General features: G+C 69.1%; 23 protein-coding genes. 20 read left to right on the plus strand and 3 right to left on the minus strand.

The annotated features are described in order from the left end of the window. Positions 1 to 283: 283 nt before the first annotated feature. The 3 genes from LXT23_RS42360 to trmB form a co-directional block, all read right to left on the minus strand. Positions 284 to 700, minus strand: a complete 417-nt coding sequence (locus tag LXT23_RS42360; RefSeq protein WP_253986186.1) for a nuclear transport factor 2 family protein — start codon at positions 698 to 700, stop codon at positions 284 to 286. Positions 701 to 756: 56 nt separating this feature from the next. Then, positions 757 to 1800, minus strand: a complete 1044-nt coding sequence (locus LXT23_RS42365) for a diguanylate cyclase (protein WP_253986187.1) — start codon at positions 1798 to 1800, stop codon at positions 757 to 759. A gap of 108 nt (positions 1801 to 1908) precedes the next feature. Continuing rightward, entirely contained in the window at positions 1909 to 2529 is a 621-nt protein-coding gene (gene trmB, locus LXT23_RS42370; protein ID WP_253986188.1) for a tRNA (guanine(46)-N(7))-methyltransferase TrmB, read from the minus strand. Positions 2530 to 2618: 89 nt separating this feature from the next. Between trmB and LXT23_RS42375 the strand changes: the two genes are divergently transcribed. The 20 genes from LXT23_RS42375 (at position 2619) to LXT23_RS42470 (ending at position 25775) form a co-directional block, all read left to right on the plus strand. Beyond that, a complete protein-coding gene (locus tag LXT23_RS42375; RefSeq protein WP_253986189.1) occupies positions 2619 to 3545 on the plus strand; it encodes a bifunctional riboflavin kinase/FAD synthetase in 927 nt (308 codons plus the stop codon). A gap of 210 nt (positions 3546 to 3755) precedes the next feature. Next, positions 3756 to 5456, plus strand: coding sequence for a type IV-A pilus assembly ATPase PilB (gene pilB / locus LXT23_RS42380; protein ID WP_253986190.1), 1701 nt, complete (start codon positions 3756 to 3758; stop codon positions 5454 to 5456). A gap of 42 nt (positions 5457 to 5498) precedes the next feature. Beyond that, positions 5499 to 6620: a type IV pilus twitching motility protein PilT gene (locus LXT23_RS42385; RefSeq protein WP_253986191.1), complete on the plus strand. Its 1122-nt coding sequence runs from the start codon at positions 5499 to 5501 to the stop codon at positions 6618 to 6620. Between the two features lie 57 nt (positions 6621 to 6677). Beyond that, positions 6678 to 7934 carry a type II secretion system F family protein gene (locus tag LXT23_RS42390; protein ID WP_253986192.1) on the plus strand — a complete coding sequence of 419 codons (1257 nt, stop codon included), beginning with the start codon at positions 6678 to 6680 and terminating at the stop codon, positions 7932 to 7934. Beyond that, the gene (locus tag LXT23_RS42395) at positions 7915 to 9657 is read left to right on the plus strand and encodes a two-component system sensor histidine kinase NtrB (RefSeq protein ID WP_253986193.1); all 1743 of its coding nucleotides are present in this window, start codon (positions 7915 to 7917) and stop codon (positions 9655 to 9657) included. Before LXT23_RS42390 ends, LXT23_RS42395 begins: the two co-directional genes overlap by 20 nt. Positions 9658 to 9778: 121 nt before the next feature. Further along, complete coding sequence (locus tag LXT23_RS42400; protein ID WP_253986194.1) at positions 9779 to 11161, plus strand: sigma-54-dependent transcriptional regulator; 1383 nt, start codon at positions 9779 to 9781, stop codon at positions 11159 to 11161. 267 nt (positions 11162 to 11428) lie between these two features. Beyond that, complete coding sequence (locus LXT23_RS42405; RefSeq protein WP_253986195.1) at positions 11429 to 12100, plus strand: prepilin-type N-terminal cleavage/methylation domain-containing protein; 672 nt, start codon at positions 11429 to 11431, stop codon at positions 12098 to 12100. A 145-nt stretch (positions 12101 to 12245) separates the two neighbouring features. Continuing rightward, positions 12246 to 13139, plus strand: a complete 894-nt coding sequence (locus LXT23_RS42410) for a tetratricopeptide repeat protein (protein WP_253986196.1) — start codon at positions 12246 to 12248, stop codon at positions 13137 to 13139. Next, positions 13136 to 14098: an ABC transporter ATP-binding protein gene (locus LXT23_RS42415; protein ID WP_253986197.1), complete on the plus strand. Its 963-nt coding sequence runs from the start codon at positions 13136 to 13138 to the stop codon at positions 14096 to 14098. The genes LXT23_RS42410 and LXT23_RS42415 overlap by 4 nt, the downstream gene beginning before the upstream one ends. Then, the gene (locus LXT23_RS42420) at positions 14095 to 14865 is read left to right on the plus strand and encodes an ABC transporter permease (RefSeq protein ID WP_253986198.1); all 771 of its coding nucleotides are present in this window, start codon (positions 14095 to 14097) and stop codon (positions 14863 to 14865) included. Before LXT23_RS42415 ends, LXT23_RS42420 begins: the two co-directional genes overlap by 4 nt. 38 nt (positions 14866 to 14903) lie before the next feature. Then, on the plus strand, positions 14904 to 15905 hold the full coding sequence (locus tag LXT23_RS42425) for a prepilin peptidase (RefSeq protein ID WP_253986199.1): 1002 nt from the start codon (positions 14904 to 14906) through the stop codon (positions 15903 to 15905). After that, a complete protein-coding gene (locus tag LXT23_RS42430) occupies positions 15902 to 17023 on the plus strand; it encodes a sensor histidine kinase (RefSeq protein WP_253986200.1) in 1122 nt (373 codons plus the stop codon). The genes LXT23_RS42425 and LXT23_RS42430 overlap by 4 nt, the downstream gene beginning before the upstream one ends. A gap of 78 nt (positions 17024 to 17101) precedes the next feature. After that, entirely contained in the window at positions 17102 to 18532 is a 1431-nt protein-coding gene (locus tag LXT23_RS42435; RefSeq protein WP_253986339.1) for a sigma-54-dependent transcriptional regulator, read from the plus strand. A gap of 200 nt (positions 18533 to 18732) precedes the next feature. Then, entirely contained in the window at positions 18733 to 19815 is a 1083-nt protein-coding gene (gene pilM, locus LXT23_RS42440; protein WP_253986201.1) for a type IV pilus assembly protein PilM, read from the plus strand. Positions 19816 to 19873: 58 nt separating this feature from the next. Further along, positions 19874 to 20551, plus strand: a complete 678-nt coding sequence (locus LXT23_RS42445) for a PilN domain-containing protein (protein ID WP_253986202.1) — start codon at positions 19874 to 19876, stop codon at positions 20549 to 20551. Positions 20552 to 20565: 14 nt separating this feature from the next. Continuing rightward, entirely contained in the window at positions 20566 to 21162 is a 597-nt protein-coding gene (locus tag LXT23_RS42450; protein WP_253986203.1) for a type IV pilus inner membrane component PilO, read from the plus strand. Positions 21163 to 21211: 49 nt separating this feature from the next. After that, entirely contained in the window at positions 21212 to 21787 is a 576-nt protein-coding gene (locus tag LXT23_RS42455; protein WP_253986204.1) for a pilus assembly protein PilP, read from the plus strand. Between the two features lie 58 nt (positions 21788 to 21845). Further along, entirely contained in the window at positions 21846 to 24653 is a 2808-nt protein-coding gene (pilQ, locus tag LXT23_RS42460) for a type IV pilus secretin PilQ (RefSeq protein WP_253986205.1), read from the plus strand. 36 nt (positions 24654 to 24689) lie between these two features. Further along, positions 24690 to 25364: a hypothetical protein gene (locus tag LXT23_RS42465; protein WP_253986206.1), complete on the plus strand. Its 675-nt coding sequence runs from the start codon at positions 24690 to 24692 to the stop codon at positions 25362 to 25364. Between the two features lie 48 nt (positions 25365 to 25412). Continuing rightward, positions 25413 to 25775 carry a roadblock/LC7 domain-containing protein gene (locus tag LXT23_RS42470; RefSeq protein WP_253986207.1) on the plus strand — a complete coding sequence of 121 codons (363 nt, stop codon included), beginning with the start codon at positions 25413 to 25415 and terminating at the stop codon, positions 25773 to 25775. Positions 25776 to 25790 lie beyond the last annotated feature (15 nt).

Below are 25790 nucleotides of genomic sequence, written 5' to 3' on the forward strand. Positions count from 1 at the left end.
GGCCGTGACGGCGGGCCGGGGCGCGGGCGTCGGCGTGGGCGCCGTGGCGGCTGGCCGGGGCGCGGGCGTGGGAGTGGGCGCCGCGGCGGTCGGCCGGGGCGTGGGGGTGGGGCGCGGCGTGGGCGCCGGGGTGGGAGAGGCCGTGGGGGTCGGCGTCACGGTGGCACTCCCGGGCGTGGAGGCCGGGCGCCGGATGACTTCGACCGCGGGGACCACCCGCCGTGTCTTCCTGTCGTTCACAGTCTTACGTTACCTGATGCGAGTCGTCCGGGCATGCCCGGCTTCACGGCTGGAGGGATGCTGAGAGGTCCACCTTCCATCCGGATGGCTCTCGGACCATCCGGACCTCGTGGGTGCTTCCTGGCGAGCGTACGAGCACTGTCGCCTCGTCGCCCTCCTCCCGGACCAGCGAGACCTCCGTAACATCCGGAGGGGGAGGGACATTCGCGAAGAAGAGGGCCATGGGCTCCGGTGGCTCCGTGCTTCCCGAAGCCTTGCCCACCGCCTGGGCCCGCTCGGCCAGCGCGTCCTGCGTGGGCTTGGAGAGGACGGCCCAGGCCTCCTTCAGCTCCCCCCGCTTCACCAGCCGGTGGAAGGAGGTGTAGGCGTCCTGGGGGGTGCCGAAGCGCGGCCGGTTGCAGCCGCCCAGGCCGAGCAGGACCAGGGCCACCAGCCAGGGCATCGTCACAGTCAGGCGCATGGAAACAGGGATTTAGGTCAAAGCGTGGCCGGGGGAAAGCCCGAGCTTCATCCCTCCTACGCAGCGTGCTGGTGAACCCGGTTGCGGCCAGCCCCCTTGGCTGCATAGAGGCTGGTGTCCGCCGCCCTCAGCAGGGCCTCCGCGCTCGTCAGGTCGGCGGAGGGCACCGTGGCCACCCCCAGCGACGCCGTCAGCCGCACCTCTCGCGCCGTCCCGTCCTCTGCCGGGTGCTCCAGCCCCAGTGACGCAATCGCCTCGCGCACGCGCTCGCACACCCGCAGGGCGTCCGCCGGCGTCGTCTCCGGCAGGATGGCGATGAGCTCCTCGCCGCCGTAGCGGGCAATCAGGTCCACCTCCCGCAGCCGCGCCCGCGCCGTCTGCGCCACCGCCTTGAGCACCTGGTCCCCGAAGGGGTGCCCGAAGGTGTCGTTGATGCGCTTGAAGTGGTCGATGTCCAGCATCACCAGCGACAGGGGGGAGCCGTACCGCCGCGAGCGCGCGAACTCCTCGTGCAGCCGCTCCTCGAAGTAGCGCCGGTTGAACAGCCCCGTCAGGCTGTCCGTGCGGCTGAGCGCCAGCAGCTCCTCGCGCCGCCGCGCCAGCTCCTTGTTCGCCTTGTCCAGCTCCCGGTTCTTCTCCACCAGCGCGTCCTGCAGCACCTTCAGCCGCAGCATCGACTTCACCCGCGCCGACAGCTCCAGCATGTCGAACGGCTTCACCAGGTAGTCGTCCGCCCCCAGCTCCAGCCCCTCCACCTTCCCCGCCGCCTGCCGCGCCGTCATCAGAATCACCGGGATGAAGCCGAAGCCGTCCTCCCCCGAGTTCGCCTTGATGATGCGGCACACCTCCACCCCCCCCAGCCCAGGCATCTCCACATCCATCAGGATGAGGTCCGGCCGCGCCTGGCGGATGGCCGACAGCGCCTGCGTCCCGTCGTGCGCTTCCTTGAAGATGTAACCGTGTGGCGCCAGGCCCTCCCGGACATGGCGCACGTGCGCGGGGTCGTCATCCACGATGAGCACCGTCCGGCCGCTGAGCTCGGCTCCCGGTGTCGCACGGCGGGCTACCTCCAGCGTCCTCTTCCGTTCGCCGTCCGCCATGATGTTGCGCCCCCGTCACAATCATCGCGCACTACGGGAATACTTGCAATTCTCACCTGCCAAGATTGGGAAGCCAAGGGGGGCGCCCAAGTGCCCGTCATCCGGACGTCACCCGGGCTTCACCAGCCGGGCGCGGTACACCGGCTCCCCGCTCGCCAGGTAGCGCCGCTCTCGCGTGGAAGGCACTTCTTCGGGGTCATACGGATGGAAAACCCCTGAACCCAGGGGGTTCTGGAAACCCACGGATTCCAGGATGGCCAGCATGGACTCGCCGCGGTCCTTCACGTCGGTGCGCATGTCGAAGCGGCCGCCGGGTGCGAGCTTGGAGTACAGCAGCTCGGCGAAGGCGGGCTGGACGACGGCGCGCTTGGCGTGGGAGCGCTTCCACCAGGGGTCCGGGAACTGGAGGTGGATGCAGGCCAGCGAGTCGGGAGCGAAGATGCGGGGGACGATGAAGCGGGCATCTGCCTCGATGACGCGCAGGTTGCGCATGCCGGCCTTCTCCGCGCGGGACTGGGTGTCGCGCGCGTACTTCTTGCGCCACTCGAAGGCGACGAAGCGCACCTCGGGGTGGCGGCGGCAGTACTCCAGGGCATGGCCGCCGGCGCCGGAGCCGATCTCCAGCTCCAGCGGGCCGGAGTAGCCGAACTCCGCGTCCCAGTCCGGCGGAGTCTCCATCTCGACGAACTTGAGGCCGACGGGCTCTGGCAGCAGGCGGGGACGGGGCATGGAAGGGGCGCCTCCAACCACGGCCGGGCCCGTCCTGGCCAGGGAAAAACGCGCGGACCCGTCCTGCGGGGCTGGGGTATACGAGGGGCATGAAGGTCTTCCACTCGGTGGCGGAGGCGGGCCGTTTCCTGGCCGGCCGGGCGCTCGCGCTGGGCAACTTCGACGGGGTACACGTGGGCCACCAGGCCCTCTTCGCGGAGGCCCGCAGGCACGCGGGCGCCGCTGCCTTCACCTTCCATCCCCACCCGGGCAAGGTGCTCCAGCCGGACCTGGCGCCCAAGCTGATTACGCTGCTGCCCCGCAAGCTGGAGCTGTTCGCCGGCTGTGGGCTGGAGGCGGCGGTGGTGCAGCCCTTCTCCCGGGACTACGCGCGCACGCCGCCGTCGGATTTCGAGTCCGCCCTTTTCGACGCGCTCGGTGTGGCGCACGTGGTGGTGGGCAGCGACTTCACCTATGGCGCCATGCGCGGGGGCACCGTGAGCACCCTGCGCGAGGCGGCCGCCCGGCATGGCGCCCAGGTCCATGTCGTCGCCCCCGTCACCGTGGACGGCGTCGTGGCCTCGTCCTCGCGGGTGCGCGAGTACATCCTGGAGGGGCGCGTGTCCGCCGCGCGGCGGCTTCTGGGCCGCCCGTTCGACCTGGACGGCACGGTGGTGGCCGGCGCCGGGCGGGGGCGGGGCATCGGCTTTCCCACCGCCAACGTGGACACCCAGAACGAGCTGCGCCCCGCACCCGGCGTGTACGCCATCCGCGTCCACCTGCCAGGCGAGCCGGAGGGCGCCTGGCACGCGGGCGCGGCCAACATCGGTGTGAAGCCCACCTTTGGCGGCACCGAGGTCACCATCGAGGCCCACCTGCTGGATTTTTCGGGCGACCTCTATGGCAAGGAGCTCCGGGTGCAGTTCCTGGAGCGGCTGCGCCCCGAGCAGCGCTTCGGCTCGGTGGCCGAGCTCGTCGGGCAGATAAAGCGGGACGTGGAGGCCGCGCGCACTGTCATCGCCGGTGTGGGTGACTGAGCGTTTTTCCCGTGTCTCTTCAACGGTTTGACCGAGCAGGGGAGCAGGCAGGGGCGCCTTGACGGGCGCGCGCGGCTCCCCTCTAATTCGTAATCAGGAACCGTGCCAGGGGCGCCCATGGCCCTCTGGCATCTCCCCTCGGTCTCCTGCACGCGAGACGGGCCCCCCGCCCGTCTCTTTCTTCTTTCCTCAAGGAAGAGGCTTCAACGAATGTCCGGTCGACTCGGTGAACTGCTGGTTCGCGAGAACCTCATCTCCGTCCAGCAGCTGCGCAAGGCCCAGGAAGAGCAGCAGAAGAACGGCACGCGCATCGGCACCGCCCTCATCAAGACGGGCGCCATCGAGGAGTCGAAGCTGACCGACTTCCTCTCCAAGCAGTACGGCGTGCCGGCCATCAACCTGAAGGACTTCGACATCGACCCGGAGATCATCAAGCTCGTGCCCAAGGAAGTGGCCGAGAAGCATCTGGTGATCCCCGTCAACCGCGCCGGCCCGTCGCTCATCGCCGCCATGTGCGACCCGTCCAACATCTTCGCGGTGGACGACCTGAAGTTCCTCACCGGCTACAACATCGAGACGGTGGTCGCCTCCGAGGTCTCCATCCGCGAGGCCATCGAGCGCTACTACGCGGAGAAGGGCCCCTCCCTCGAGGACATCGTCGGTGACGTGGGCGACGACATCGAGACCGTCAAGGAAGAGGCGGAGAACCTCGACGAGATGACCAAGGCCGCGGATGACGCGCCCGTGGTCAAGCTGGTGAACCTCATCCTCATGGACGCCATCAAGAAGCGCGCGTCCGACATCCACATCGAACCGTACGAGAAGGACTTCCGCGTCCGCTTCCGGATCGACGGTGTGATGTACGAGGTCATGCGCCCGCCCATGAAGCTTCGCAACGCGATCACCTCGCGTCTGAAGATCATGGCCTCGCTGGACATCTCCGAGCGGCGCCTGCCGCAGGACGGCCGCATCAAGATCAAGATTGGCGGCGGCAAGGAGATGGACTTCCGCGTGAGCGTGTGCCCCACGCTCTTCGGCGAGAAGGTGGTTATGCGTCTGCTCGACAAGAGCAACCTCCAGCTGGACATGACCAAGCTGGGCTTCGACGCGCAGCCGCTGGCCTGGTTCAAGGAAGCCATCGACCGGCCCTACGGCATGGTGCTGGTGACGGGCCCCACGGGCTCCGGCAAGACGACGACGCTGTACTCCGCGCTCTCCAGCCTCAACGGCGTGGACACCAACATCTGCACCGCCGAGGACCCCGTCGAGTTCAACTTCGCCGGCATCAACCAGGTGCAGATGCACGAGGACATCGGCCTCAACTTCGCCGCCTCGCTGCGCTCCTTCCTTCGCCAGGACCCGGACATCATCATGATTGGTGAGATCCGTGACTTCGAGACGGCGGAAATCGGCGTCAAGGCGGCCCTCACCGGCCACCTCGTGCTCTCCACGCTGCACACCAACGACGCCCCGGGCACGGTGAGCCGTCTGCTCAACATGGGCATCGAGCCGTTCCTCGTGACGGCCTCGCTCAACCTCATCCTCGCCCAGCGTCTGGCGCGCCGCCTGTGCCCCGCCTGCAAGAAGCCGGCGGAGAACGTGGACGAGCAGGCCCTCATCGACGCCGGCGTGCCCCCGGACAAGATGGGCACCTTCACCATGTACGAGAAGGTCGGCTGCCGCGACTGCAATGACCGCGGCTACCGTGGCCGTGTCGCCATCTACGAGGTCATGCCCTTCTGGGACGGCCTCAAGGAGCTGGTCATCAACGGTGGCTCCGCCGCCGAGCTCAAGCAGGAGGCCATCCGCCTGGGCATGAGCAGCCTGCGCATGTCCGGCCTCCGCAAGATGATGGACGGCGCCACCACCCTCGAAGAGGTCGTCGGCAACACGGCCCCGGACCGCTTCTAGTCGTCACGCTTCCCCCACCGCCTCACCGAAGGACATCCCCCCGTGGCCAACCTGCACCAGCTCCTCAAGGCGATGGTCGAGAAGGGCGCTTCCGACCTCCACGTCACCACCGGCTCTCCGCCGCAGCTTCGAGTCGACGGCGAGCTCGTCCCCTTGAAGACGGCGCCGTTGACTCCGGTGGAGACCAAGCAGCTCTGCTACTCCATCCTCACGGACGCCCAGAAGCACAAGTTCGAAGAGGACAACGAGCTGGACCTGTCCTTCGGTGTGAAGGGCCTGTCGCGCTTCCGCGCCAACATCTTCATGCAGCGTGGCGCGGTGGCCGGCGCGTTCCGGACCATTCCCTTCAAGATTTTGACGTTCCAGGAGCTGGGCCTGCCGCCCGTCGTCGCGGAGCTGGTGAAGAAGCCCCGCGGCCTCATCCTGGTGACGGGCCCCACGGGCTCGGGCAAGTCCACCACGCTGGCCTCGATGATCGACAAGATCAACACCGAGCGTCATGAGCACATCATGACCATCGAGGACCCCATCGAGTACCTGCACCCGCACAAGAACTGCCTCGTGAACCAGCGCGAGGTGGGCGCGGACACGCGCAACTTCAAGACGGCCCTCAAGTACATCCTCCGCCAGGACCCGGACGTGGTGCTCGTCGGCGAGCTCCGCGATTTGGAGACCATCGAAGCGGCGCTCACCATCGCCGAGACGGGCCACATCTGCTACGCCACGCTACACACCAATAGCGCGGTGCAGACCATCAACCGCGTGCTGGACGTGTTCCCGCCGTACCAGCAGCCGCAGGTGCGCGCCCAGCTCTCCTTCGTGCTCGAGGGCGTGATGAGCCAGGCGCTGGTGGCCAAGGCGGGCGGCCCCGGCCGCATCCTCGCGCTGGAGGTGATGGTGCCCAACCCCGCCATCCGCAACCTCATCCGCGAGGACAAGGTCCACCAGATCTACTCCTCCATGCAGGTCGGCCAGGCGAAGTTCGGCATGCAGACCTTCAATCAGGCGCTGGCGGCGCTGCTCATCCGCCGGCTCATCTCCCAGGACGAGGCCTTCGGTCGCTCCAGCGACCCGGAGGAGCTGCGCAACATCCTGGCCAGTGGTGGTGCGGGCCTCCCGGGCATGCCGCAGCAGCGGCCAGCCGGGGGAGCGGGCGCTCGTTAGTTCCGGGATTCGGAAATCACAGGTTAGACTCGCGCGGCGTCCGCGGAGGTCCAGTCCATGGCAGCACCGGCAGTGCAGCAGAAGATGGCAGCGCCCAAGAAGAACACGGCCCAGTTCCTCTGGGAGGCGAAGACCAAGAGCGGCGAGGTCAAGAAGGGCGAGATGGAGGCCCTCGACACCGAGGCCGTCAACGCGCGCCTCAAGTCGCTCGGGCTCAATCCCACCAAGGTGCGCAAGAAGGGCGCCCTGGATGGCGCCATCTCCATGCCGGGCATCGGCGGGGTGACGGGCAAGGACATCCTCGTCTTCACCCGGCAGTTCGCCACGATGATCGACGCCGGCCTGCCGCTGGTGCAGTGCCTCGACATCCTGGCCAGCCAGATGGACAACCCCGCCTTCAAGAAGGTGTTGTTCGCCATCAAGGGCAAGGTGGAGCAGGGCAGCACCTTCGCTGACGCCCTGAAGGACCACCCCAAGGTCTTCGACGAGCTCTACACCCAGCTGTGCGCCGCGGGTGAGGTGGGCGGTATCCTCGACTCCATCCTCAACCGGCTCGCCGCCTACCGCGAGAAGAGCGAGAAGCTCAAGCGCAAGGTCAAGGGCGCGATGACCTACCCGGCCATCGTCATCCTGGTGGCCATCGGCGTGACGGCGCTGCTGCTGCTGAAGGTGACGCCGGTGTTCGAGAAGATGTTCTCGGACTTCGGCTCCGCGCTGCCGGCTCCCACCCAGTTCGTGGTGGACTTCTCCAAGTTCGCGCAGGCGTACGTCTTCCACGTCATCGTCGGCGTCGTCGTGCTGGCGGTCTCCTTCACCTGGACCTACCGCCAGCCCCGGGGCCGCAAGTTCTGGGACAAGGTCTTCCTGAAGATGCCGCTGTTCGGGTCGGTGCTCCGCAAGGTGGCCGTGGCCCGCTTCACCCGCACGCTGGGCACCATGCTCTCCTCCGGCGTGCCCATCCTCGACGCGCTGGACGTCACCGCCAAGACGGCCGGTAACCGCACGGTGGAAGAGGCCATCTACTACGTGCGGAGCAAGATCTCCGAGGGCAAGAACATCGCGGGCCCGCTGGCGGAGACCAAGGTGTTCCCCTCCATGGTGGTGCAGATGATTGGCGTCGGTGAGGCCACCGGCGCCATGGACACCATGCTCAACAAGATCGCCGACTTCTATGACGACGAGGTCGACACCGCCGTCAGCTCGCTCACCGCCATGATTGAGCCGCTGCTCATGGTGTTCCTCGGCGGCGTGGTCGGTGGCTTCCTCATCGCCATGTACCTGCCCATCTTCTCCATTGCCGGCGCCATCAAGTAGCTCGCACCCGGCGGGCGGACGCGGCCCCTCCCACCCGGAGGAGCTGCGCCGCAAGCTGACCTGGCTCATCGCCTTCCGGCTCGTGGCCACCAGCCTGTCGCTGGTGGCCATCGTCCTGCGGCTGCTCGCCCAGACGCCCGCGGAGCCGGACCGGGGCGACTGGTTCGCCTTCTCCATCATCGGGTTCATCTACCTGCTCTCGCTCGTCACCGCGGTGGCGGTGCGGCGCGGGCGCTGGACGCTGCCGGCGGTCATCACCCAGGTGCTGGGGGACCTGGTCATCGCCACGGTCCTCGTCGTGCTCACCGGCGGCGGGGACTCCCCCTTCACCTTCACCTACTCGCTGGCGGTCATCAGCGGCGCCATCCTGCTGGAGCGGCGCGGCGCGCTGGCGCTGGCGGCGGCCGGCTCGGTCATCTACGCGGGGGTCGTGCTGGGCTTGTACGAGGGCCTGGGGGAGCCCGTCCTCAGCCGGCGCGCCCCGTTCCTGCTCGTCTCCCACGTCCTCGCGCTGTTCCTCGTGGCCGTGCTGGCCGGCTACCTCAGCCGGCAGCTGTCGGCGGCGGGCGGCGCGCTGTCCGCCAAGGAGAAGGACCTGCACCGCCTGGAGACGCTCCAGGCGCAGATTCTGGCCTGCATGCCCTCCGGGCTCGTCACCTGCGACGCGAAGGGGCAGGTCACCTTCGTCAACCACGCGGCCGGCGCCATCCTCGGCATCGACGTGGAGAAGGGGCGGGAGCGGATGCTGGAGGAGCTGTTGCCCGGGGCGCTGCACCTGGGGCGGCGCACCAGCCGGCGCGAGCTGACCGTGCGCACGCCCGCGGGGGAGCGCATCCTCGGGCTGAGCACCACGCCGCTGGAGGACGAGCGCGAGGGCGCGCTGCTCATCGTCTTCCAGGACCTGACGGAGCTGCGGCGCATGGAGGACGGGCTGCGGCGGGCGGACCGGCTGGCGGCGCTGGGAACGATGTCCGCGCAGCTCGCGCATGAAATCCGCAACCCGCTGGCCGCCATGAAGGGCTCCGCCCAGCTGCTGGGGCAGGACCGCACGGCGGACGCCGCGACGGTGAAGCTCACCGGCGTGCTGGTGCGGGAGGCGGACCGGCTGTCGCGGCTGGTGGAGGACTTCCTGCGCTTCGCGCGGCCGCCCACGCCCTCGCGGCGGGAGGTGCGGCTGGACCAGCTGGTGGCGGAGACCATGGAGATGCTCCGCGGCGACCCGCTGGCCCGTGACGTCCGGCTGGAGGTGGGCACGGGCGAGGCGCCGGTGGACGTCCGGGTGGACCCGGACCAGCTCCAGCAGGTGCTCCTCAACCTGGCGCGCAACGCGCTGCAGGCCACCGGGGCGCAGGGCCTGGTGCGCGTGGAGGTGGCGCGCTCGGACGGCGAGGTGGTGCTCAAGGTGTGGAACTCCGGCGCGCCCATTCCCCGCACGGACCTGCCCCGCCTCTTCGAGCCCTTCTTCACCACTCGAGAGGGCGGCACCGGCCTGGGACTGGCGTCCGCGCACTCCATCATCCGCGCACACGGAGGCGACATCCGGGTCCATTCGGAGGAGGGCGCGGGCACGGAGTTCGCCGTCATCCTGCCCGTCCAGGCCGCGGGCTCCCCAGGCTCCTCGCTCTCTGGGCCCGTACCGCCCGAGCCCACCCCCGCCCCTGGCGGCCCTCGGGGCGAGCAGCCGGGTGTCGACGTCGTGACGGCGCTCTCCCGGGTGCACTGAGGCACGCCCTCTCCTCCGCGGTCATGCCCGGGGGTGGAAGTCACCCCAGCCGACTGTCGTGCTGCCGAACGGCCGGTGCGGGCCGTGTCATGGGGCGCGTACCGTCTGGTACCTTGGCGTCATGCACATTCTGGTGGTGGATGACGAGCCGTCGATGCGCGACGTGCTCGAGGTGCTCTTCACGCGGGCGGGCTTCCAGGTGACGTGCGCGGGCAGCGTACGGGATGCGAGCGCCGCGCTGGCGAAGGCGCCCGTGGACCTCGTGCTCACCGACATGAAGCTCGGCAGCGGCAGCGGCATGGAGGTGCTGCGCAGCGCGCGGGCCCTGAAGGACGCGCCCGAGGTCATCGTCATCACCGCCTTCGGCACGGCGGCCTCGGCGGTGGAGGCCATGCGGGAGGGCGCCTACCACTACATCTGCAAGCCCTTCGACAACGAGGAGCTCCGGCTGCTCGTGCAGAAGGCGCTGGAGAAGCGCACCCTCCGGCAGGAGAACCTGACGCTGCGCGCGCAGCTGCTGCCCGGGGCCGGCATGCTCGCCGTGGGCCGCAGCGCGCGCATGCAGACCGTCATGGGCCTGGTGGAGAAGGTCGCCTCCACGCGCACCACCGTCCTCATCTACGGCGAGAGCGGCACCGGCAAGGAGCTGATTGCCCGCGCGCTGCACCTCAGGAGCCCCCGCGCCGGGCACCCCTTCCTGCCCGTCAACTGCGCCGCGCTCTCCGAGGGCGTGCTGGAGAGCGAGCTGTTCGGCCACGTGAAGGGAGCCTTCACCGGGGCCACCAGCGACAGGGCCGGGCTGCTCGCGGCGGCGGGGGAGGGCACGGTGCTGCTGGACGAGATTGGCGAGGTGCCGCCCGCCACCCAGGTGAAGCTCCTGCGCGTGCTCCAGGAGCGAAAGGTGAAGCCGGTGGGCAGCAGCCAGGAGGTGCCCTTCCAGGCCCGCCTCGTCGCCGCCACCAACCGCAACCTCGACGCCGAGGTGAAGGCCGGCCGCTTCCGGGAAGACCTGCTCTACCGCCTCAACGTCATCACCCTGGAGCTGCCGCCGCTGCGCGAGCGCGCGGAGGACATCCCCCTGCTGGCCAGGCACTTCCTGGCGCGGCTGGTGGAGGAGGTGGGGCGGCCCGGACTGCACTTCACCCCCGAGGCGCTCGACATCCTCCAGCGCTACCCGTGGCCCGGCAACGTGCGCCAGCTGCAGAACATCGTCGAGCGGGCCGTCGCCCTGTCGGACGGAGACGCGCTCGGGCCGGACACCCTGCCGGCCACGCTGCGCGGCGAGCCCACCGCCCCCACCGGCGACGTGCAGCTGCCCGCCGGCTTCAACCTGGAGCGCTTCCTCGACGACAGCGAGCGGCGCTACCTCCTGGCCGCCCTCAAGCGCACCGACGGCGTGAAGACGCGCGCCGCGGAGCTGCTCGGCCTGTCCTTCCGCTCGTTCCGCTACCGGCTCGCCAAGCATGGCCTCGTCGATGAACTCGATGAGGTCCGGGAGTCCTGAAGCTGCTGGGATTCCAGGGGTTTTCCCTGGGTCGGGGCGGGTGACGAGAAGTGACGGACGCTGATGGAGATCGACAGTTCTGGTCACCTCCGACTGCCATTTTTTGGCACTTGAGAAGCGGGCCAGCAGGCGTGGGATTGGGGCACCATCGGAATTTCGCGACGTTGGCGCAGCACCAGGGGCCGGAGGGGGTTGGCATCCCATGTGCTAAGAGTCCAGTGCAGGGCAACAGGCCCTCGTCGTTGCAAACCCCCTGAGGAATCCCCAATGCGCGTCTCCCGCTTCAACCCCCGCAACCGCGGCTTTACCCTCATCGAGCTGATGATCGTCGTCGCCATCATCGGCATCCTGGCGGCCATCGCCATCCCGAACTTCATCAAGTTCCAGGCGCGCTCCAAGCAGGGTGAGGCGAAGTCCAACCTCAAGGGTCTGTTCACCGCCCAGAAGTCCTACTTCCAGGAGAAGGACCGCTACTCCGGTCTGGCCGGCGCCATCGGCTTCGCCCCCGAGCGCGGCAACCGCTACGCCTATGTGATCTCCGCCGCGGTTCCCGCGGGCTCCGGCGCCGTCCCCCAGGACCGCTCCGTCGCGGCCATTCCCAACACGGCGAACCACATCATCCAGGTCGACACGTTCAAGTTCCAGTTCATGCCGGACGGCATCACGCAGACCCTGCCCAACCCCCCGATGACGGTGAACGGCGGCCTGCCGAACGCGGCCGGTCTGTACCAGAACGCGGGCACCTCGCACTTCCTGCACACCGCCGTGGGTAACATCGACAACGATGTGACCGCCGGTCTCGGGTACGACCAGTGGTTCATCGCCTCGCAGTCGGTGGGCGGTGTCGCCCCGTCCGCGTGCAACGCCTTCCAGCCGGACGAGCTGAACGCGGCCGAGGGCCTGCCGTACAACATGAACAACGACGTCGAGTGCCAGTAAGCGCTCGCGGCTGATTGAAGCTCCGGGGGGAGGACAGGCCACGTGCCTGTCCTCCCCCTTCTTCGTGGAGCGGTATCTCGCAGTCCGAGCAGGCACCGTTCAGCGTGAAGGCGCCTGCTGACATCTGGAAACGCCACCAGCGATAATGGCCGCCGCCTCTATGTCGAGCCGCCTCCTCTGGTCCCTCGTTCTTGCCCTGTCCGCGACGCTGTGCGTGGTGCTCGCCACGCCCCCGGTGCGTCCCGGCCGGCAGGGCCACCTCCCCCCGCTGCTTCCCCGGCTGGAAGTGGTGCGCGCGGTGGGGGCCCCCATCCACCACCTCGTCACGGACTACTTCTGGATTCAGACCATCCAGGCGGTGGGCAAGGCCAACACCCGTCACGAGTACCGTGACATCTACGCCTACGCGGACCTGGTGACGGAGCTCGACCCCAAGTTCCGTCAGGTCTACCTCTTCGCGGGTATCGCCATCCCGTTCCATGCGCGGGGCGGCAAGTGGTTCAACACGGAGGAGTCGACGCAGCTGCTGGAGAAGGGCCTGCGCAACTTTCCGGACCACGTCTACCTGCGCATCATGCTGGCCTACAACCTGAGCACCTTCCATCGCCAGTACGAGCGGGCTGCGAAGATCATCGAGGAGGCCGCGAAGCTGCCGGACGCCCCCGAGTACCTGGCGGGCCTGGCGACGCGGCTGCATGCGCAGGCCGGCAACTTCGACGCGGGCCTCGACTTCGCGCGCTCCCTGGCGCAGTCCTCCGACGAGCCGGAGACGCGGGAGCTCTTCGAGCGCCGGGTGAAGGAGCTGGAGCTGGAGCGGGAGCTCAGCCGGGTCGACGCGGCCGTCCAGGCCTACCGCCAGCGCGAGGGCCGCCTGCCTTCGGGACTCCCGGACCTGGTGAGGGCGGGTGACCTGCCACGCGTGCCGGAGGACCCGCTGGGCGGCGTCATCCAGCTGGATGAGGAAGGCCGGAGCCACTCGACGGCCCAGGAGAAGCGATTGACCGACTTCGCGCGAGCGAACATGGAGGAAGCGCCGTGAGCAGCAGCCTGCCTATCGACGTCCGAGGGCTCTCCAAGACGTACCGACTGGGCTTCTGGATGAACCGTCAGGTCCGGGCGCTCCAGGGGTTGGACCTGGAGGTGCAGCCCGGCCAGGTCTACGGGCTGCTCGGTCCGAACGGCGCGGGCAAGTCCACCACCATCAAGATCCTCATGAACCTGGTGCAGGCGTCCGTCGGCGAGGCCCGCCTCTTCGGCCTGCCGCCCACGGATGAGGAGGCGCGGCGGCAGGTGGGCTTCCTCCCGGAGAACCCCGCGCCCTACGAGTACCTGACGGGAGTGGAGCTGGTGACACTGGCGGGGCAGCTGGCGGGGCTGAGCGGCCACGAGCTGGACCAGCGGGTGAAGGAAGTCATTGGCATGGTGGAGATGGAGCGCGCCGCGAAGCTCCAGATTCGCCGCTACTCCAAGGGCATGATTCAGCGCATCAGCCTGGCGCAGGCCATCGTCAACCGGCCGAAGCTGCTCATCCTGGACGAGCCCACGTCGGGCCTGGACCCGGTGGGCCGCCGTCAGGTGAGAGACCTCATCCTCGCCGAGCGTCAGCGGGGGACGACCATCCTCTTCTGCACGCACATCATCTCGGACGTGGAGGCGCTCTGCGAGCGGGTGGTGGTGCTGGTGGGCGGCCGGCGGGTGCGCGAGGGCAGCGTGCGGGAGCTACTGTCGGGTCAGGCGCCCGTGGTGGAGATGACGGTGGAGGGGCTGTCGCTGGGACAGCTCCAGGGGTTCGGCCACGAGCTCACGTACGCGCAGGACTTCGGGGACCGGGTGCTCTTGCGCACCGGCAACGAGGCCGCGCAGTCCCTGCTTCAGCAGGCGCTCCTGCACGGAGGGCGGGTGACGCAGGTGCAGCCGACCCGCTACTCGCTGGAGGACCTGTTCCTCGACGCCCTCAAGGAGGCGAAGCACGGCACGGTAGGAGGAGAGATTTCATGATTCGCGAGTTCGGTGCGCTCACGCTCAATGGGTTCCGCGAGGCGCGGCGCAACCGCGTCAGCGTCGTGGTGGCGGTCTTCACGCTCGGCCTGCTGCTGGCGTCCACGCTCGTCACCAACGTCACGGTCTACACGTTCCAGCGGGTGCTGTCGGACGTGGGGCTGGGGGCCATGTGCCTCACCCTGGTGCTGCTGGCCATCTTCCTGTCCAGTGGCCTGCTCAGCCGCGAAATCGAGCGGCGGACCATCTTCCTCATCGTCTCCAAGCCCATCTCCCGCGCGCTGTTCATCGTCGGGCGGCTGGCCGGCAACATGCTGACGCTGGCGGTGCTGCTGCTGGCCATGTCGGTGGTGTTCTTCCTCCAGGTGGCGCTCTACGGGGTGCCCGTCACCACGCCCCAGGTGGTGGCCGCGGGCATGCTCTGGGTGGAGCTGCTGGTCATCTCCAGCGTGGGCTTCGCGCTGTCCAGCTTCGCCAGCCAGCTCGTCTCGGCGGTGGTGACCACGGGCGTGTACTTCGCGGGCCACCTGTCGGCGGACATCTACAACCTGGCGACCCGCTCGAACTCCCTCGCCATCCAGTGGCTGGGCAAGGGCGTCTACTACGTCCTCCCCAACCTGGCCCGGCTCAACTTCCGGCCCCAGGCGGCGTATGACGTGGTGACGCCGGCAATGGACATCGTGAAGTCGGCGGCCTATGGAGTCGGCTACGCGGGGGTGATGGTGGCGCTCGCCGTCTTCATCTTCAGCCGGCGCGACTTCAAGTGAAGCGGGTGGGGCTCCTGGCTGCCCACCGGTAGAGGTCCATGGTGGAAGGCTTCTTCGCCGCCTGGCTGTTCGTCACCGGCCTGGTCGTGGGCAGTTTCCTCAACGTCGTCATCGCGCGGGTGCCGCTGGAGCAGAGCATCGTCCGCCCGCGCTCGCGCTGCCCGAAGTGCGGGCACGTCCTCGCCTGGTACGAGAACATCCCGCTCGTGTCGTGGATGGCGCTGCGGGCGCGCTGCCGCGGCTGCGCCACCCCCATCTCCATCCGCTACCCGCTGGTGGAGCTGCTCACGGGGCTGCTGTGGTTCGCGTGCCTGCGCCGCTTCGGCTGGACGTACGAGCTCGCCCCGGCGCTGGTGCTCGTCACCCTGCTGGTGCCGCTCACCTTCATCGACCTGGACCACTGGATACTGCCGCGCTCCATCACCGTGTCCGGCATGTTCGCCGGGCTGGTGCTGGCCTGGCCCCGGGGGCTGGACGCGTTCTGGGACGCGGTGTGGGGGCTCGTGGTGGGCTTCCTGGCCTTCCGGCTGATGGAGTACGTGGGCTGGAAGTTCTTCAAGAAAGAGGCGCTCGGCGCGGGGGACAAGTACCTCGTCGCCATGCTGGGGGCCTTCCTCTCCTGGCGCGCGCTGCTCGGCATCCTCCTCTTCGCCTCGCTGCAGGGCGCGGTGGTGGGCATCCTGATGCTGGCCCTGACGGGCCGGGCGGGGCCGCGCGGGGAGGCGACGGAAGGCCCCGAGGGCTCGGACGGCGAGGCGCCCGCCGGTGAGGAGCCGCCGCTCACCATGACGTGGGAGTTCACGAAGCCCGGCCTGCCGCTGTGGCAGCGGCTGCTGCTGGTGCCGGTGTGCCTGCTGCTCCAGCCCATCCCCGACGCGCCCCTGGACGAGGAGGGGGAGGAGGAGGACTGGGTGCCGGACCGCACCAGCATCCCCTTCGGCCCGTGGCTGGCGCTGGCGGGGCTGGAGGTGCTGCTGCTGGGCCCGTGGCTGTCGCGGGTGCTGCCGCCGGAAATCGGCCTGATGCTGGGCGCCGGATGAAGTGGCGCATCGCCAGCGTGGCGTTCCTGCTGGGCTCGCTGTCCACGGGGCTCACGTGGCTGTCGGTGCAGCCGGTCCTCATCCGCCTGCTGGACGTGGTGCGCCGGTTGGCGCCCCCGGGCAGCGCGGAGGCGGAGGTGCTGGCGCGGGTGAAGGGCCTGCTGCCGCTGGCGCTCGGACTGGACCTGGTGGCGCTGACGGTGCTGGCGTACGTGGTGCTGGATTTGACGGTGGGCCGCCCGCTGCGCAGCACCGAGGCGGTGGTGGAGCAGTTCGGCAGGCTGGAGCTGGACGCGCACCTGGTGCCCGCGCAGGGTGGGCCCTTGTTGTCGCGCATGCAGCGCGCGCTGCGGCGCATGGCGGAGGCGCTCCAGGCGGAGCAGACCCTCACGCGCTCGCAGATGGAGTCGCTGCGCGAGGCCAACGCCCGGCTGGCGCGCGCGCAGACGGAGCTGGTGTCGTCGGAGCGGCTGGCCACGGTGGGCCGGCTGGCCGCGGGCGTGGCGCACGAGGTGGGAAATCCCCTGTCGGGCATCCTCGGCTACGTGGCGCTGGCGCGCACGAAGGCCTCCACGCCGGAGGTGAAGGACTTCCTGGACCGCATCGACCACGAGGTGCAGCGCATCGACCACATCATCCGCGGGCTGCTGGACTTGGGGCGCCCCGGTTCGGCCTCGCTGGGGCCGGTGGAGCTGGGCGCGGTGGTGGAGACGTGCGTGCGGCTGGTGCGCGCCACGCCGGAACTGGCCGGGGTGACGGTGGAGCTGGGGCTGGAGCCGGGGCTGCTGGCCCGGGCGGACCCGGGGCCCCTGTCGCAGATCCTCATCAACCTGCTGCTCAACGCCGGGCAGGCCATGGGAGGGCAGGGGAGGGTACACGTCACCAGCCGGCGTGAGGGGGACGAGGCGTGGCTGGTGGTGGAGGACGCCGGCCCTGGCATTCCTCCCGAGGTGATGGAGCGCCTGTTCGAGCCCTTCTTCACCACCAAGGGGCGGCAGGGCACCGGCCTGGGGCTGGCGGTGTCGCTGCGCCTGGCGCAGGTGATGGGCGGCCGCCTGCTGGCGGAGAACGCCCCGGCAGGCGGTGCCCGCTTCACCGTGTCCCTACCCGCACCCTGAGAGGAAGAGCGCTTCCTACCGGCCAGGAGCTATCGGCTTCGGCGTGGCTGGGGGATGATGCCTCGCAACGGCCCCTCCATGTCCCTGTTCCGCAATGTCCTCGTCGCCGACGACGAGCCCTCCATCCGCCACATCCTCACGCTGGTCCTCACCGACCGCGGCTACGACGTGCGCGCGGTGGCGGACGGCGACGAGGCCCTGCGCGAGCTGGCCGCGCGCGACTACGACGTCCTCATCAGCGACGTGCGCATGCCGCGCAAGGACGGCCTTACCCTGGTGCGCGAGGCGCTGGCGGCCCGCCCCGGCCTCATCGCGGTGGTGATGAGCGCGTATGGCTCGCAGGAGCAGGCCCTGGAGGCCGTCTCCGCCGGCGCCTTCGACTACGTCCAGAAGCCCTTCAAGCCGGAGGAAATCGTCTTCGTCCTCCGCAAGGCGGAGGAGCGCGAGCGGCTGCTGCGGGAGAACCGCCGGCTGAAGGAGGCCAGCCACCCGTCCGCCCCGGAGGGCCACATCCTCGGCGGCAGCGCCCCGCTGCAGGCGGTGCTCCGGCAGGTGGCGCGCGTGGCCCCGGCGGACACCACGGTGCTCATCAGCGGCGAGAGCGGCACCGGCAAGGAGCTCGTCGCCCGCGAGCTGCACACGCGCAGCCGCCGTGCCGCCATGCCCTTCGTCGCCGTCAACTGCGGCGCCATTCCCGCCGGCCTCATCGAGAGCGAGCTGTTCGGCCACGCCCGGGGCGCCTTCACCGACGCGCGCACCGCCAAGCGCGGCCTCTTCGCCGAGGCCGACGGCGGCACCCTCTTCCTGGACGAGGTGGGCGAGCTGCCGCTGTCCGCCCAGGTGAAGCTCCTGCGCGTGTTGCAGGAGGGCGAAATCCGCCCGGTGGGCGAGAACCGGGTGGAGAAGGTGGACGTGCGCGTGGTGGCGGCCACGCTGCGGGACTTGGCGAAGCTGGTGGAGAAGGGGGAGTTCCGCGAGGACCTCTACTACCGGCTCAACGTGGTGAACCTCCGCGTCCCCCCGCTGCGCGAGCGCCGCGAGGACGTGCCGCTGCTGGCGCGGGCCTTCATCCACCGCTTCAACCGCGAGCTCAACCGCGAGTCCCCCGTGCAGGGCCTCTCCCCGGAGGCCGAGGCGCTCCTGCTGGCCTATGCCTGGCCCGGCAACGTGCGCGAGCTGGAGAACGCCATGGAGCGCGCCGTGCTGCTGGCGGACGGCACCTTCATCCTCCCGGCCAACCTCCCCGACAAGCTGTGGGCCGCGTCCCCACCCGGACCCACGACGGTGGCGCCCGGGGGAGGGCAGGGGGCGGTGCTACAGGACGGTGGCGACCTGTCGCTCAAGCGCGCCATCCGCGAGCTGGAGGAGTCCTACATCCGCGCGGCCCTGCGCAGGACGAAGGGCAACCGCACCCGGGCCGCGGAGCTCCTGGACATCAGCCACCGCGCGCTGCTCTACAAAATCAAGGAGTACGGCGTGGATCCTGACGCGGAGGCCGAGCGGGGCTGAGCGGCGGACACAGCCTGCCTGCCTGCATTTGACGGAAAGCGCCGGGGGCCTGAAAATCGGGCCTTCGCGACGGTGTCGAGGGGCCCGGCGCGGTGTGTGGTGTAGGGCCCCGTCCGTCCGGAGGGCAGGCGGGCTCCAGGCACTTTCTAGGAGGGGTTGACGGCCAGTGTTACGCTGGCCGCCTCTCGACGGAGTCAAGCATGGCGAAGGGCAAACTGGCACTCGGCCTGGATATCGGTTCGACGTCCATCAAGATGATTCTCCTCAAGGAGCAGCGCAAGCGGGGCGAGCGCAGCTTCGCGCTGCAGAGCTTCGGCATGAAGCCGCTGCCTCCGGAGGCCATCGTCGACGGCGCGTTGATGAACTCCACGGCCATCGTCCAGGCCGTGCAGGAGCTGATGTCCGAGCTGAAGGTGAAGGGCAAGGACGTCGCCATCGGCGTGTCCGGTCACTCGGTCATCATCAAGAAGATCCAGATGCCCCGCATGTCCCAGGACGAGCTCGAGGAGAGCATCCAGTGGGAAGCGGAGCAGTACATCCCGTTCGATGTGAAGGACGTGAACATCGACACGCAGATCCTCGACGGCGGCGGCAACGACGCCACCGGGCAGATGGACGTGCTGCTGGTGGCCGCCAAGAAGGACATGATCAACGACTACACCACCGTCGTCTCGGAGGCGGGCCTCGCCCCGGTGGTGGTGGACGTGGACGCCTTCGCCGTCCAGAACATGTTCTCCGTCAACTACGACCTCCCGGAGAAGGAGACCGTGGTGCTCATCAACGCGGGCGCCTCGGTGGTGAACATCAACATCATCGCCAACGGCGTGACGGTGTTCACCCGTGACGTCACCATCGGTGGCAACCAGTTCACCGAAGAAATCCAGAAGCAGCTCAACGTCTCCTACGAGGAGGCGGAGGCGCTGAAGATCGGCGGCAACCGCGCGGACGCGGACGCCGTGGTGCCCCAGGAAGTCGAGCGCGTGCTCTCGAGCGTCGCCGAGCAGGTGGCCGGGGAAATCCAGCGCTCGCTGGACTTCTACGCGGGCACCGCCGCCGACTCCAACTTCAGCAAGGTCTACCTGTCGGGCGGCACGGCGAAGATTCCCGCGCTGTTCAAGACCATCGAGGCCCGCACGGGCGTGCCGGTGGAGATCCTCAATCCGTTCCGGAAGATCGAGGTGGACAACCGCAAGTTCGACCCCGCGTTCATCATGGACGTGGCGCCCATGGCGGCGGTGGCCGTGGGCCTGGCGCTGCGCAGCCCGGGCGACAAGCTGGCCTGACCGGTCCACCCCTTAGGAGCCTCCGCGCGGAGGCTCCGGTCTCTAGGAGACGACGCACATGATGATTCGCATCAACCTGCTGCCCGTCCGGGCGGTGAAGAAGCGCGAGTTGGGCCGGCAGGTGCTGGTCCTGTTCGCCCTGGTCCTGCTCGGCGCGGGCGTGGGCAACTACCTCTGGTACGCGGACCGCGACGGCGAGGCCACGCGCAACCGCATGGCCATCGCGCAGACGCGCACGAAGATCGCCGAGCTGGAGAAGGTCATCGGCGAGGTGAAGAACATCAACGCCCGCAAGGCCGAGGTGGAGAAGAAGTTGGCCGTGCTGGACTCCCTTCGCAAGGGCCGCAACGGGCCGGTGCGCATGCTGGACGCGCTCGCCTCCGCCACGCCGAAGAAGGTCTGGGTGAAGAGCTTCTCCGAGGCCAACAACCAGGTCTCCATCGACGCGGCCGCCGTGAGCCACGACGAGGTCGCCGAGTTCATGCGCGGCCTCAACGGCGTGGTGTGGACGCCCAAGGGCATGGGCCGCCTCGTGGACCAGCGCCGTGAGGCCAAGACGACGCGCGTGGAGCTGCTCACCGCCGAGGCCACCGTCGAGGAGTTCCCGGCGGCCGAGGTCACCCCCTTCTTCACCAACATCGACCTGACCAACGCCTCCCAGACCAAGCAGGGTCAGGCCGGCGGCGTGCCCCTGGTCGACTTCAAGATCACCCTCACGTCCAACTACGCCATCTGACCGAGGCCCACGCCATGGACAAGTACCTGGATCAATTCGTCAAGGCGCCCCCGGCCACGAAGTTCGGCGGGCTGGGCATCGTCGTGCTGCTGATGACCGTCGCCAACTTCTTCCTCCTCATCCAGCCCACCGAGGACTCCATCAAGGTGATGATGGCCCAGCGCCGCACGCTGGACCTGGAGCTGGCGGAGAAGAGCGAGATTGCGCAGAACCTCAACGACCGCCGTCGTGAGATGGACGTGCTGGAGCAGAAGCTCGCAGAGGCGCTGACGGAGCTGCCCGAGAAGAAGGACATCGAGGAGCTGCTCGCGCAGATCAACGACGTCGGCAAGAAGAGCGGGCTGGAGATCTCCAGCGTGACGCCCGACAAGGAGTTCGTCGGCGGCGGCGAGTTCTTCGCGCGCATCCCCATCAAGATGACGGTGAGCGGCAACTACCATGAGATCGCCCTGTTCCTCCAGGAGATGGCGAACATGCGCCGCATCGTCAACGTCAACAACATCAAGCTCGATGCTCCCGCCCTGAAGAACGAGAAGGTCGTCCTGCAGAGCAGCTTCCTGGCGACGACGTTCCGCTTCGTCGAGCAGGCCAAGACCGACACCCCGAAGTAGAACCAGAAACTTGATCCGCTCGAAAAGTAGGGCGACAAGGGGATTGAGGATGAAGACGTTCAAGGCCACCATGACCACCGCCGCACTGGCGCTCGCGCTGAGCGCCTGCGACGACCCGCCCCCACCGCCGGCTCCGGCGGCGAGGCCCGTGGCGGCGGCCCCGGCGGCTCCGGCGGAGGAAGCACCTGCCGCGGCGGCCGAGGTCGCCCAGGCGGCACCGGTGCCGTATGTGTACTCGTACAACCCGGTGGGCAAGCGGGACCCGTTCCGCAGTCCGGTGGACGAGCTGAACCCCGTGACTCCCGGCCCGGTGGCGTCATGCAGCGAGCCGCTGTGTGCCTTCGACCTCGACCAGCTCAAGCTGGTGGCGGTCGTGACGGGGGATGCCAACCCCATGGCCATGGTCGAGGACCCCGTGGGGCGAGGCCACATCGTGCGCCGCAACACCCGCATGGGACGGCAGGGCGGGAAGGTGACGCAGATCCTGCGTGACTCGGTGACGGTGACCGAGGTGTTCTCGGGCAATGGAGAGATCATCAAGAATCCGGTGACGCTCCAGCTCAAGCCCGATGCAAAGCAGGACCCCGCCTACAACATGATGACGGGCAGGAACTACGGAGAGTAGCGCCCCCTGAAGGCGCTCCCGCGGGCGGTCGCCCGCTTCCAACTTGTTGAGGGGACGCATGCTCGAGAAGAGCGCTGTGACGAGGGGCAAGTGGATGTTTGCGGCCGCGTGGGCCGTCATTCTTGTGGGCGCCAGGGTGCAGGGCGCCGAACTGAATACGTTGCGGGACCTGGATGTGTCCCGCACGGGCTCGGGTGCGCAGGTGGTGGTGACGGGGACCCGTCCACCCACCTTCACCGTGTTCCGGCTGAGCAGCCCGGAGCGGCTCGTGGTGGACCTCTCGTCGGCGGATGCGACGGGAATCAAGGGCCACCATGACGGCTCCGGCCCTGTGTCGGGCGTGGTGGCCTCGCAGTTCTCGGACGAGCGCGCCAGCGTCGGCCGGGTGCTGCTGGCGCTCGACAAGGCCTCCCAGTACGACGTGCGCGCGGACGGCAACCGCGTGGTCATCTCCGTGGATGGTGGGGCGCAGCCCGCGGCCGCGCCGGCCGAGGCGAAGCGCGCCGAGCCCGCCGCCGTGAAGCCGGCCCCGGCCGAGGTGGCCGCCGCCACGCCGCAGGCGCCCGCCGTGGCGAAGCCGGTCGAGGCAGCTGCCGTGGCTGCGAAGCCCGCCGCGCCTGTGACGGTGAAGCCGGCCGCGGTGGTGGCCGAGGCTCCCCGTGCGGTCGAGAAGACCGAGGCGCCCGCCGCGAAGCAGGCCCTGCCGGAGAACGTGGTCGCCGCCGAGGCCGACGAGCGCGAGGTGGCGCACCCGGCCCAGCGCATCACCGGCCTGAGCTTCGCCGACGACACGCTGCGCATCCGCGCGGACGGCGACATCGCCCGCTACGAGGTGCTGGAGCTGGCGGACCCGCCGCGGCTCGCGGTGGACCTGTATGGCGTGGGCCTGACGGCCCGGGCGCCGCGCGTGAGCTCCGGGGCGCTGAAGGAAGTGCGCGTGGGCGCCCACGCGGACAAGGTGCGCCTGGTGCTGGACGTGCGCGGGCAGATGCCGGCGTACCGCGTGGACCGGGCCGCTCGCGGCCTGGAGGTGGTGCTGGCCGGGGCGGTGGCCCGCAAGGCGGCGCCGAAGCCGGAGCCCACCGAGGTCGTGGCCTCCATCGCCGAGGTCGCGCCCATGCGCCCGGTGCCCGAGCCGTCCGCGTCGCCGGCGCCCGTCACGGCGTCGCTCGTGGAGGTGAAGGACCTGACCTTCGAGGAGAGCGGGGCGGGTGGTCGCGTGGTGCTGAAGCTGTCTGGCACGGCCGGGTGGAAGGTGGAGCGGCCGGACCCGCGCAGCGCGGTGCTGACGCTGGACAATGCGCGCCTGCCGAAGAAGCTCGAGCGCAGCCTGGACACCAGCGCCCTGGAGACGCCGGTGAAGATGATCAGCGCCTTCAGCGTGCCCGGTGAGGGCCGCAAGGTGCGCGTGGTGGTGGCCGCCGACGGCGCCATCGAGGAGAAGGTGACGCAGAACGGGGGCACGCTGTCCTGGCGCCTGGACGTGCAGGGCGTGAAGACGGACCAGGTCGCCGTGGCCCAGCGCACCGCCGGCTTCACCGCCGAGGCGCCCTCCTACGCCGCCGAGGGCGCGCCGCAGCAGGCCCGCTACCGCGGCAAGCGCGTCTCCTTCGAGTTCAAGGACATCGACATCCAGAACCTGCTGCGCGTCATCGCGGAGATCTCCAAGCGCAACGTGGTGCTCGCGGACGACGTGACGGGCCGGGTGACCATCCGCCTGCGCAACGTGCCCTGGGACCAGGCGCTGGACCTCATCCTGCGCACCAAGCAGCTGGGCAAGGAGGAGTTCGGCAACATCATCCGCATCGCCCCGCTGAAGACGCTGGAAGAGGAGGCGCGGCTGCGCCAGGAGCGCAAGAAGTCGCTCCAGCAGCAGGAGGACCTGCTGGTCAACCTCATCCCGGTCAACTACGCGGTGGCCGCGGACATGTCGGCGCGGGTGAAGGACGTGCTGAGCGAGCGTGGCACCGTGACGGTGGATACGCGCACCAACGTCCTCATCGTCAAGGATGTGCGCTCCAACACGGAGAAGGCCCGGGCGCTGGTGCGGAGCCTGGACACCCAGACGCCGCAGGTGCTCATCGAGAGCCGCATCGTGGAGGCCAACACCACCTTCAGCCGTTCCCTCGGCGTGCAGTGGGGCGGCCAGGCTCGGGCGACGTCCGCCACCGGCAATCCCACCGGCCTCATCTTCCCCAACGACGTCGGCGTCACCGGCGGTGTCGCCGGGGTTGCCAATGGCATGCCGGAAATTCCGAACTTCGCGGTGAACCTGCCGGCCTCCGTGGGTGAGGGCGCGGGTGGTGCCCTGGGCTTCGTGTTCGGCTCTGCGGGAGGGGCCCTGCAGCTCAACCTGCGGCTGTCCGCGGCGGAGAACGAGGGCTCGGTGAAGACCATCTCCGCGCCCAAGGTGACCACGCTGGACAACAACACCGCCCGCATCAGCCAGGGCGTGTCCATTCCGTTCAGCCAGGTGTCCGCCCAGGGTGTGAACACCACCTTCGTCGAGGCCCGCCTGTCGCTGGAGGTGACGCCGCACATCACCCAGGACGGCAGCATCCTCATGTCCATCAACGCCTCCAACAACCAGCCGGATCCGGCCAGCACGGGCGCCAACGGGCAGCCCTCCATCCAGCGCAAGGAGGCCGTCACGCAGGTGCTGGTGAAGGACGGAGACACCACCGTCATCGGCGGCATCTACGTGCGCCGCGGCAGCACCTCCACTGCGCGAGTGCCGTTCTTGTCGAGCATTCCGGTGCTGGGCCTGCTCTTCAAGAACCAAACGGAGCGCGATGACCGGCAGGAGCTGCTCATCTTCATCACGCCCCGCATCCTCAACCGGCAGACCATCGCGCAGAGCCTGTAGTCCCTCGCGCGGCCCTTCCAGGAAAGTGTTCGCCTTATGAAGATGAATCACTTCGTCATCCCGGCCCTCATGATGCTCGGACTGACCACGGCCTGCGTCGAAAGCACCCCCATCCTCCAGCTGAAAGGCGGGGCGCCGCAGAACGACGACTGCAGCTTCCCCAATACCGCCGAGGTCTCGCAGTTGCGTGGCTCCGTCAACCTGGGCTTCGTCGGGGGATATCCCCTGGTCTTCGGCGTCACCTCGAACGTGATCACCACGGCCATCGAGGTCAGCGAAGAGCCGGTGCTGGGGGACCCGGACCTCAACACCATCTACATCACCGACCTGGTGCTGAGTTACAGGACCAATCCGGAGTTCGAGAACTTCCCCCAGCCCCGCGGCCCCGTCCCCCTCCACGGAACGATTGAACAAGACGGACAGCTGCTGCTCAACCTGCTCACGGCCGAGGCGGTCGACTTCCTGGATGACCGGGCGGGTGCGGGCGGTATCGAGGTCCTGGTCACCATGCACCTGCGCGGGAAGCGCGCGTCGGGCGACGAGGTGGAGTCCAACGAAATCACCTATCCCATCACCGTGACGAACGTGCCCTACCTGGACGTGCAGGCGGCACTGTGCCCGGGCCAGGTGTTCGAGCCACGGACCGATTCCTGCGACCAGCGCGGGCTGAACGGCAGCTACCCCGCGTGCGAAGACCCTCCGGCTCCCTGAGCCGTCACGCTTGACCGGGCGCCGTCCGCCACCTAGGAACGCAGACCTATGTCCTTCCGCACGCACCTCGAGTCGGTGGTCAACCAGGTGGACGGAGCCCTCGCCTGCAGCGTGATGGGCTTCGACGGCATCTCGGTGGACACCTTCCAGCGCGACGAGGCCGCCGAGCTGGACCTGGGTGGCGCCTGGGTGGAATACGCCAACCTCCTCACCCAGCTCCGTCACGCCGCGGAGGTCCTCAAGACGGGCTCGGTGAGCGAGGTCAGCGTCAACAGCGAGAAGGTGCTGACCCTGATGCGGCTGGTGTCGCCGGAGTACTTCCTGGTGCTCGCCCTGCGCGCGGACGGCAACTTCGGCAAGGGCCGCTATGTGCTGCGCGTGACGGCCCCCAAGGTGCGCGCCGAGCTGTAGCCGCGCGCCCTGTAC

The organism is Pyxidicoccus xibeiensis (assembly GCF_024198175.1).
GTDB classification, from domain to species: Bacteria; Myxococcota; Myxococcia; order Myxococcales; family Myxococcaceae; genus Myxococcus; species Myxococcus xibeiensis.

Coding starts and splice junctions, on each gene's coding strand:
- LXT23_RS42390 (WP_253986192.1), top strand. CDS start 6,678: ATGGCAGCACCGGCAGTGCAGCAGAAGATGGCAGCGCCCAAGAAGAAC.
- trmB (WP_253986188.1), bottom strand. CDS start 2,529: ATGCCCCGTCCCCGCCTGCTGCCAGAGCCCGTCGGCCTCAAGTTCGTC.
- LXT23_RS42450 (WP_253986203.1), top strand. CDS start 20,566: ATGGACAAGTACCTGGATCAATTCGTCAAGGCGCCCCCGGCCACGAAG.
- pilB (WP_253986190.1), top strand. CDS start 3,756: ATGTCCGGTCGACTCGGTGAACTGCTGGTTCGCGAGAACCTCATCTCC.
- LXT23_RS42400 (WP_253986194.1), top strand. CDS start 9,779: ATGCACATTCTGGTGGTGGATGACGAGCCGTCGATGCGCGACGTGCTC.
- LXT23_RS42360 (WP_253986186.1), bottom strand. CDS start 700: ATGCGCCTGACTGTGACGATGCCCTGGCTGGTGGCCCTGGTCCTGCTC.
- LXT23_RS42375 (WP_253986189.1), top strand. CDS start 2,619: ATGAAGGTCTTCCACTCGGTGGCGGAGGCGGGCCGTTTCCTGGCCGGC.
- LXT23_RS42445 (WP_253986202.1), top strand. CDS start 19,874: ATGATGATTCGCATCAACCTGCTGCCCGTCCGGGCGGTGAAGAAGCGC.
- LXT23_RS42410 (WP_253986196.1), top strand. CDS start 12,246: ATGGCCGCCGCCTCTATGTCGAGCCGCCTCCTCTGGTCCCTCGTTCTT.
- LXT23_RS42425 (WP_253986199.1), top strand. CDS start 14,904: ATGGTGGAAGGCTTCTTCGCCGCCTGGCTGTTCGTCACCGGCCTGGTC.
- LXT23_RS42365 (WP_253986187.1), bottom strand. CDS start 1,800: ATGGCGGACGGCGAACGGAAGAGGACGCTGGAGGTAGCCCGCCGTGCG.
- pilQ (WP_253986205.1), top strand. CDS start 21,846: ATGCTCGAGAAGAGCGCTGTGACGAGGGGCAAGTGGATGTTTGCGGCC.
- LXT23_RS42405 (WP_253986195.1), top strand. CDS start 11,429: ATGCGCGTCTCCCGCTTCAACCCCCGCAACCGCGGCTTTACCCTCATC.
- pilM (WP_253986201.1), top strand. CDS start 18,733: ATGGCGAAGGGCAAACTGGCACTCGGCCTGGATATCGGTTCGACGTCC.
- LXT23_RS42430 (WP_253986200.1), top strand. CDS start 15,902: ATGAAGTGGCGCATCGCCAGCGTGGCGTTCCTGCTGGGCTCGCTGTCC.
- LXT23_RS42455 (WP_253986204.1), top strand. CDS start 21,212: ATGAAGACGTTCAAGGCCACCATGACCACCGCCGCACTGGCGCTCGCG.
- LXT23_RS42420 (WP_253986198.1), top strand. CDS start 14,095: ATGATTCGCGAGTTCGGTGCGCTCACGCTCAATGGGTTCCGCGAGGCG.
- LXT23_RS42470 (WP_253986207.1), top strand. CDS start 25,413: ATGTCCTTCCGCACGCACCTCGAGTCGGTGGTCAACCAGGTGGACGGA.
- LXT23_RS42435 (WP_253986339.1), top strand. CDS start 17,102: ATGTCCCTGTTCCGCAATGTCCTCGTCGCCGACGACGAGCCCTCCATC.
- LXT23_RS42465 (WP_253986206.1), top strand. CDS start 24,690: ATGAAGATGAATCACTTCGTCATCCCGGCCCTCATGATGCTCGGACTG.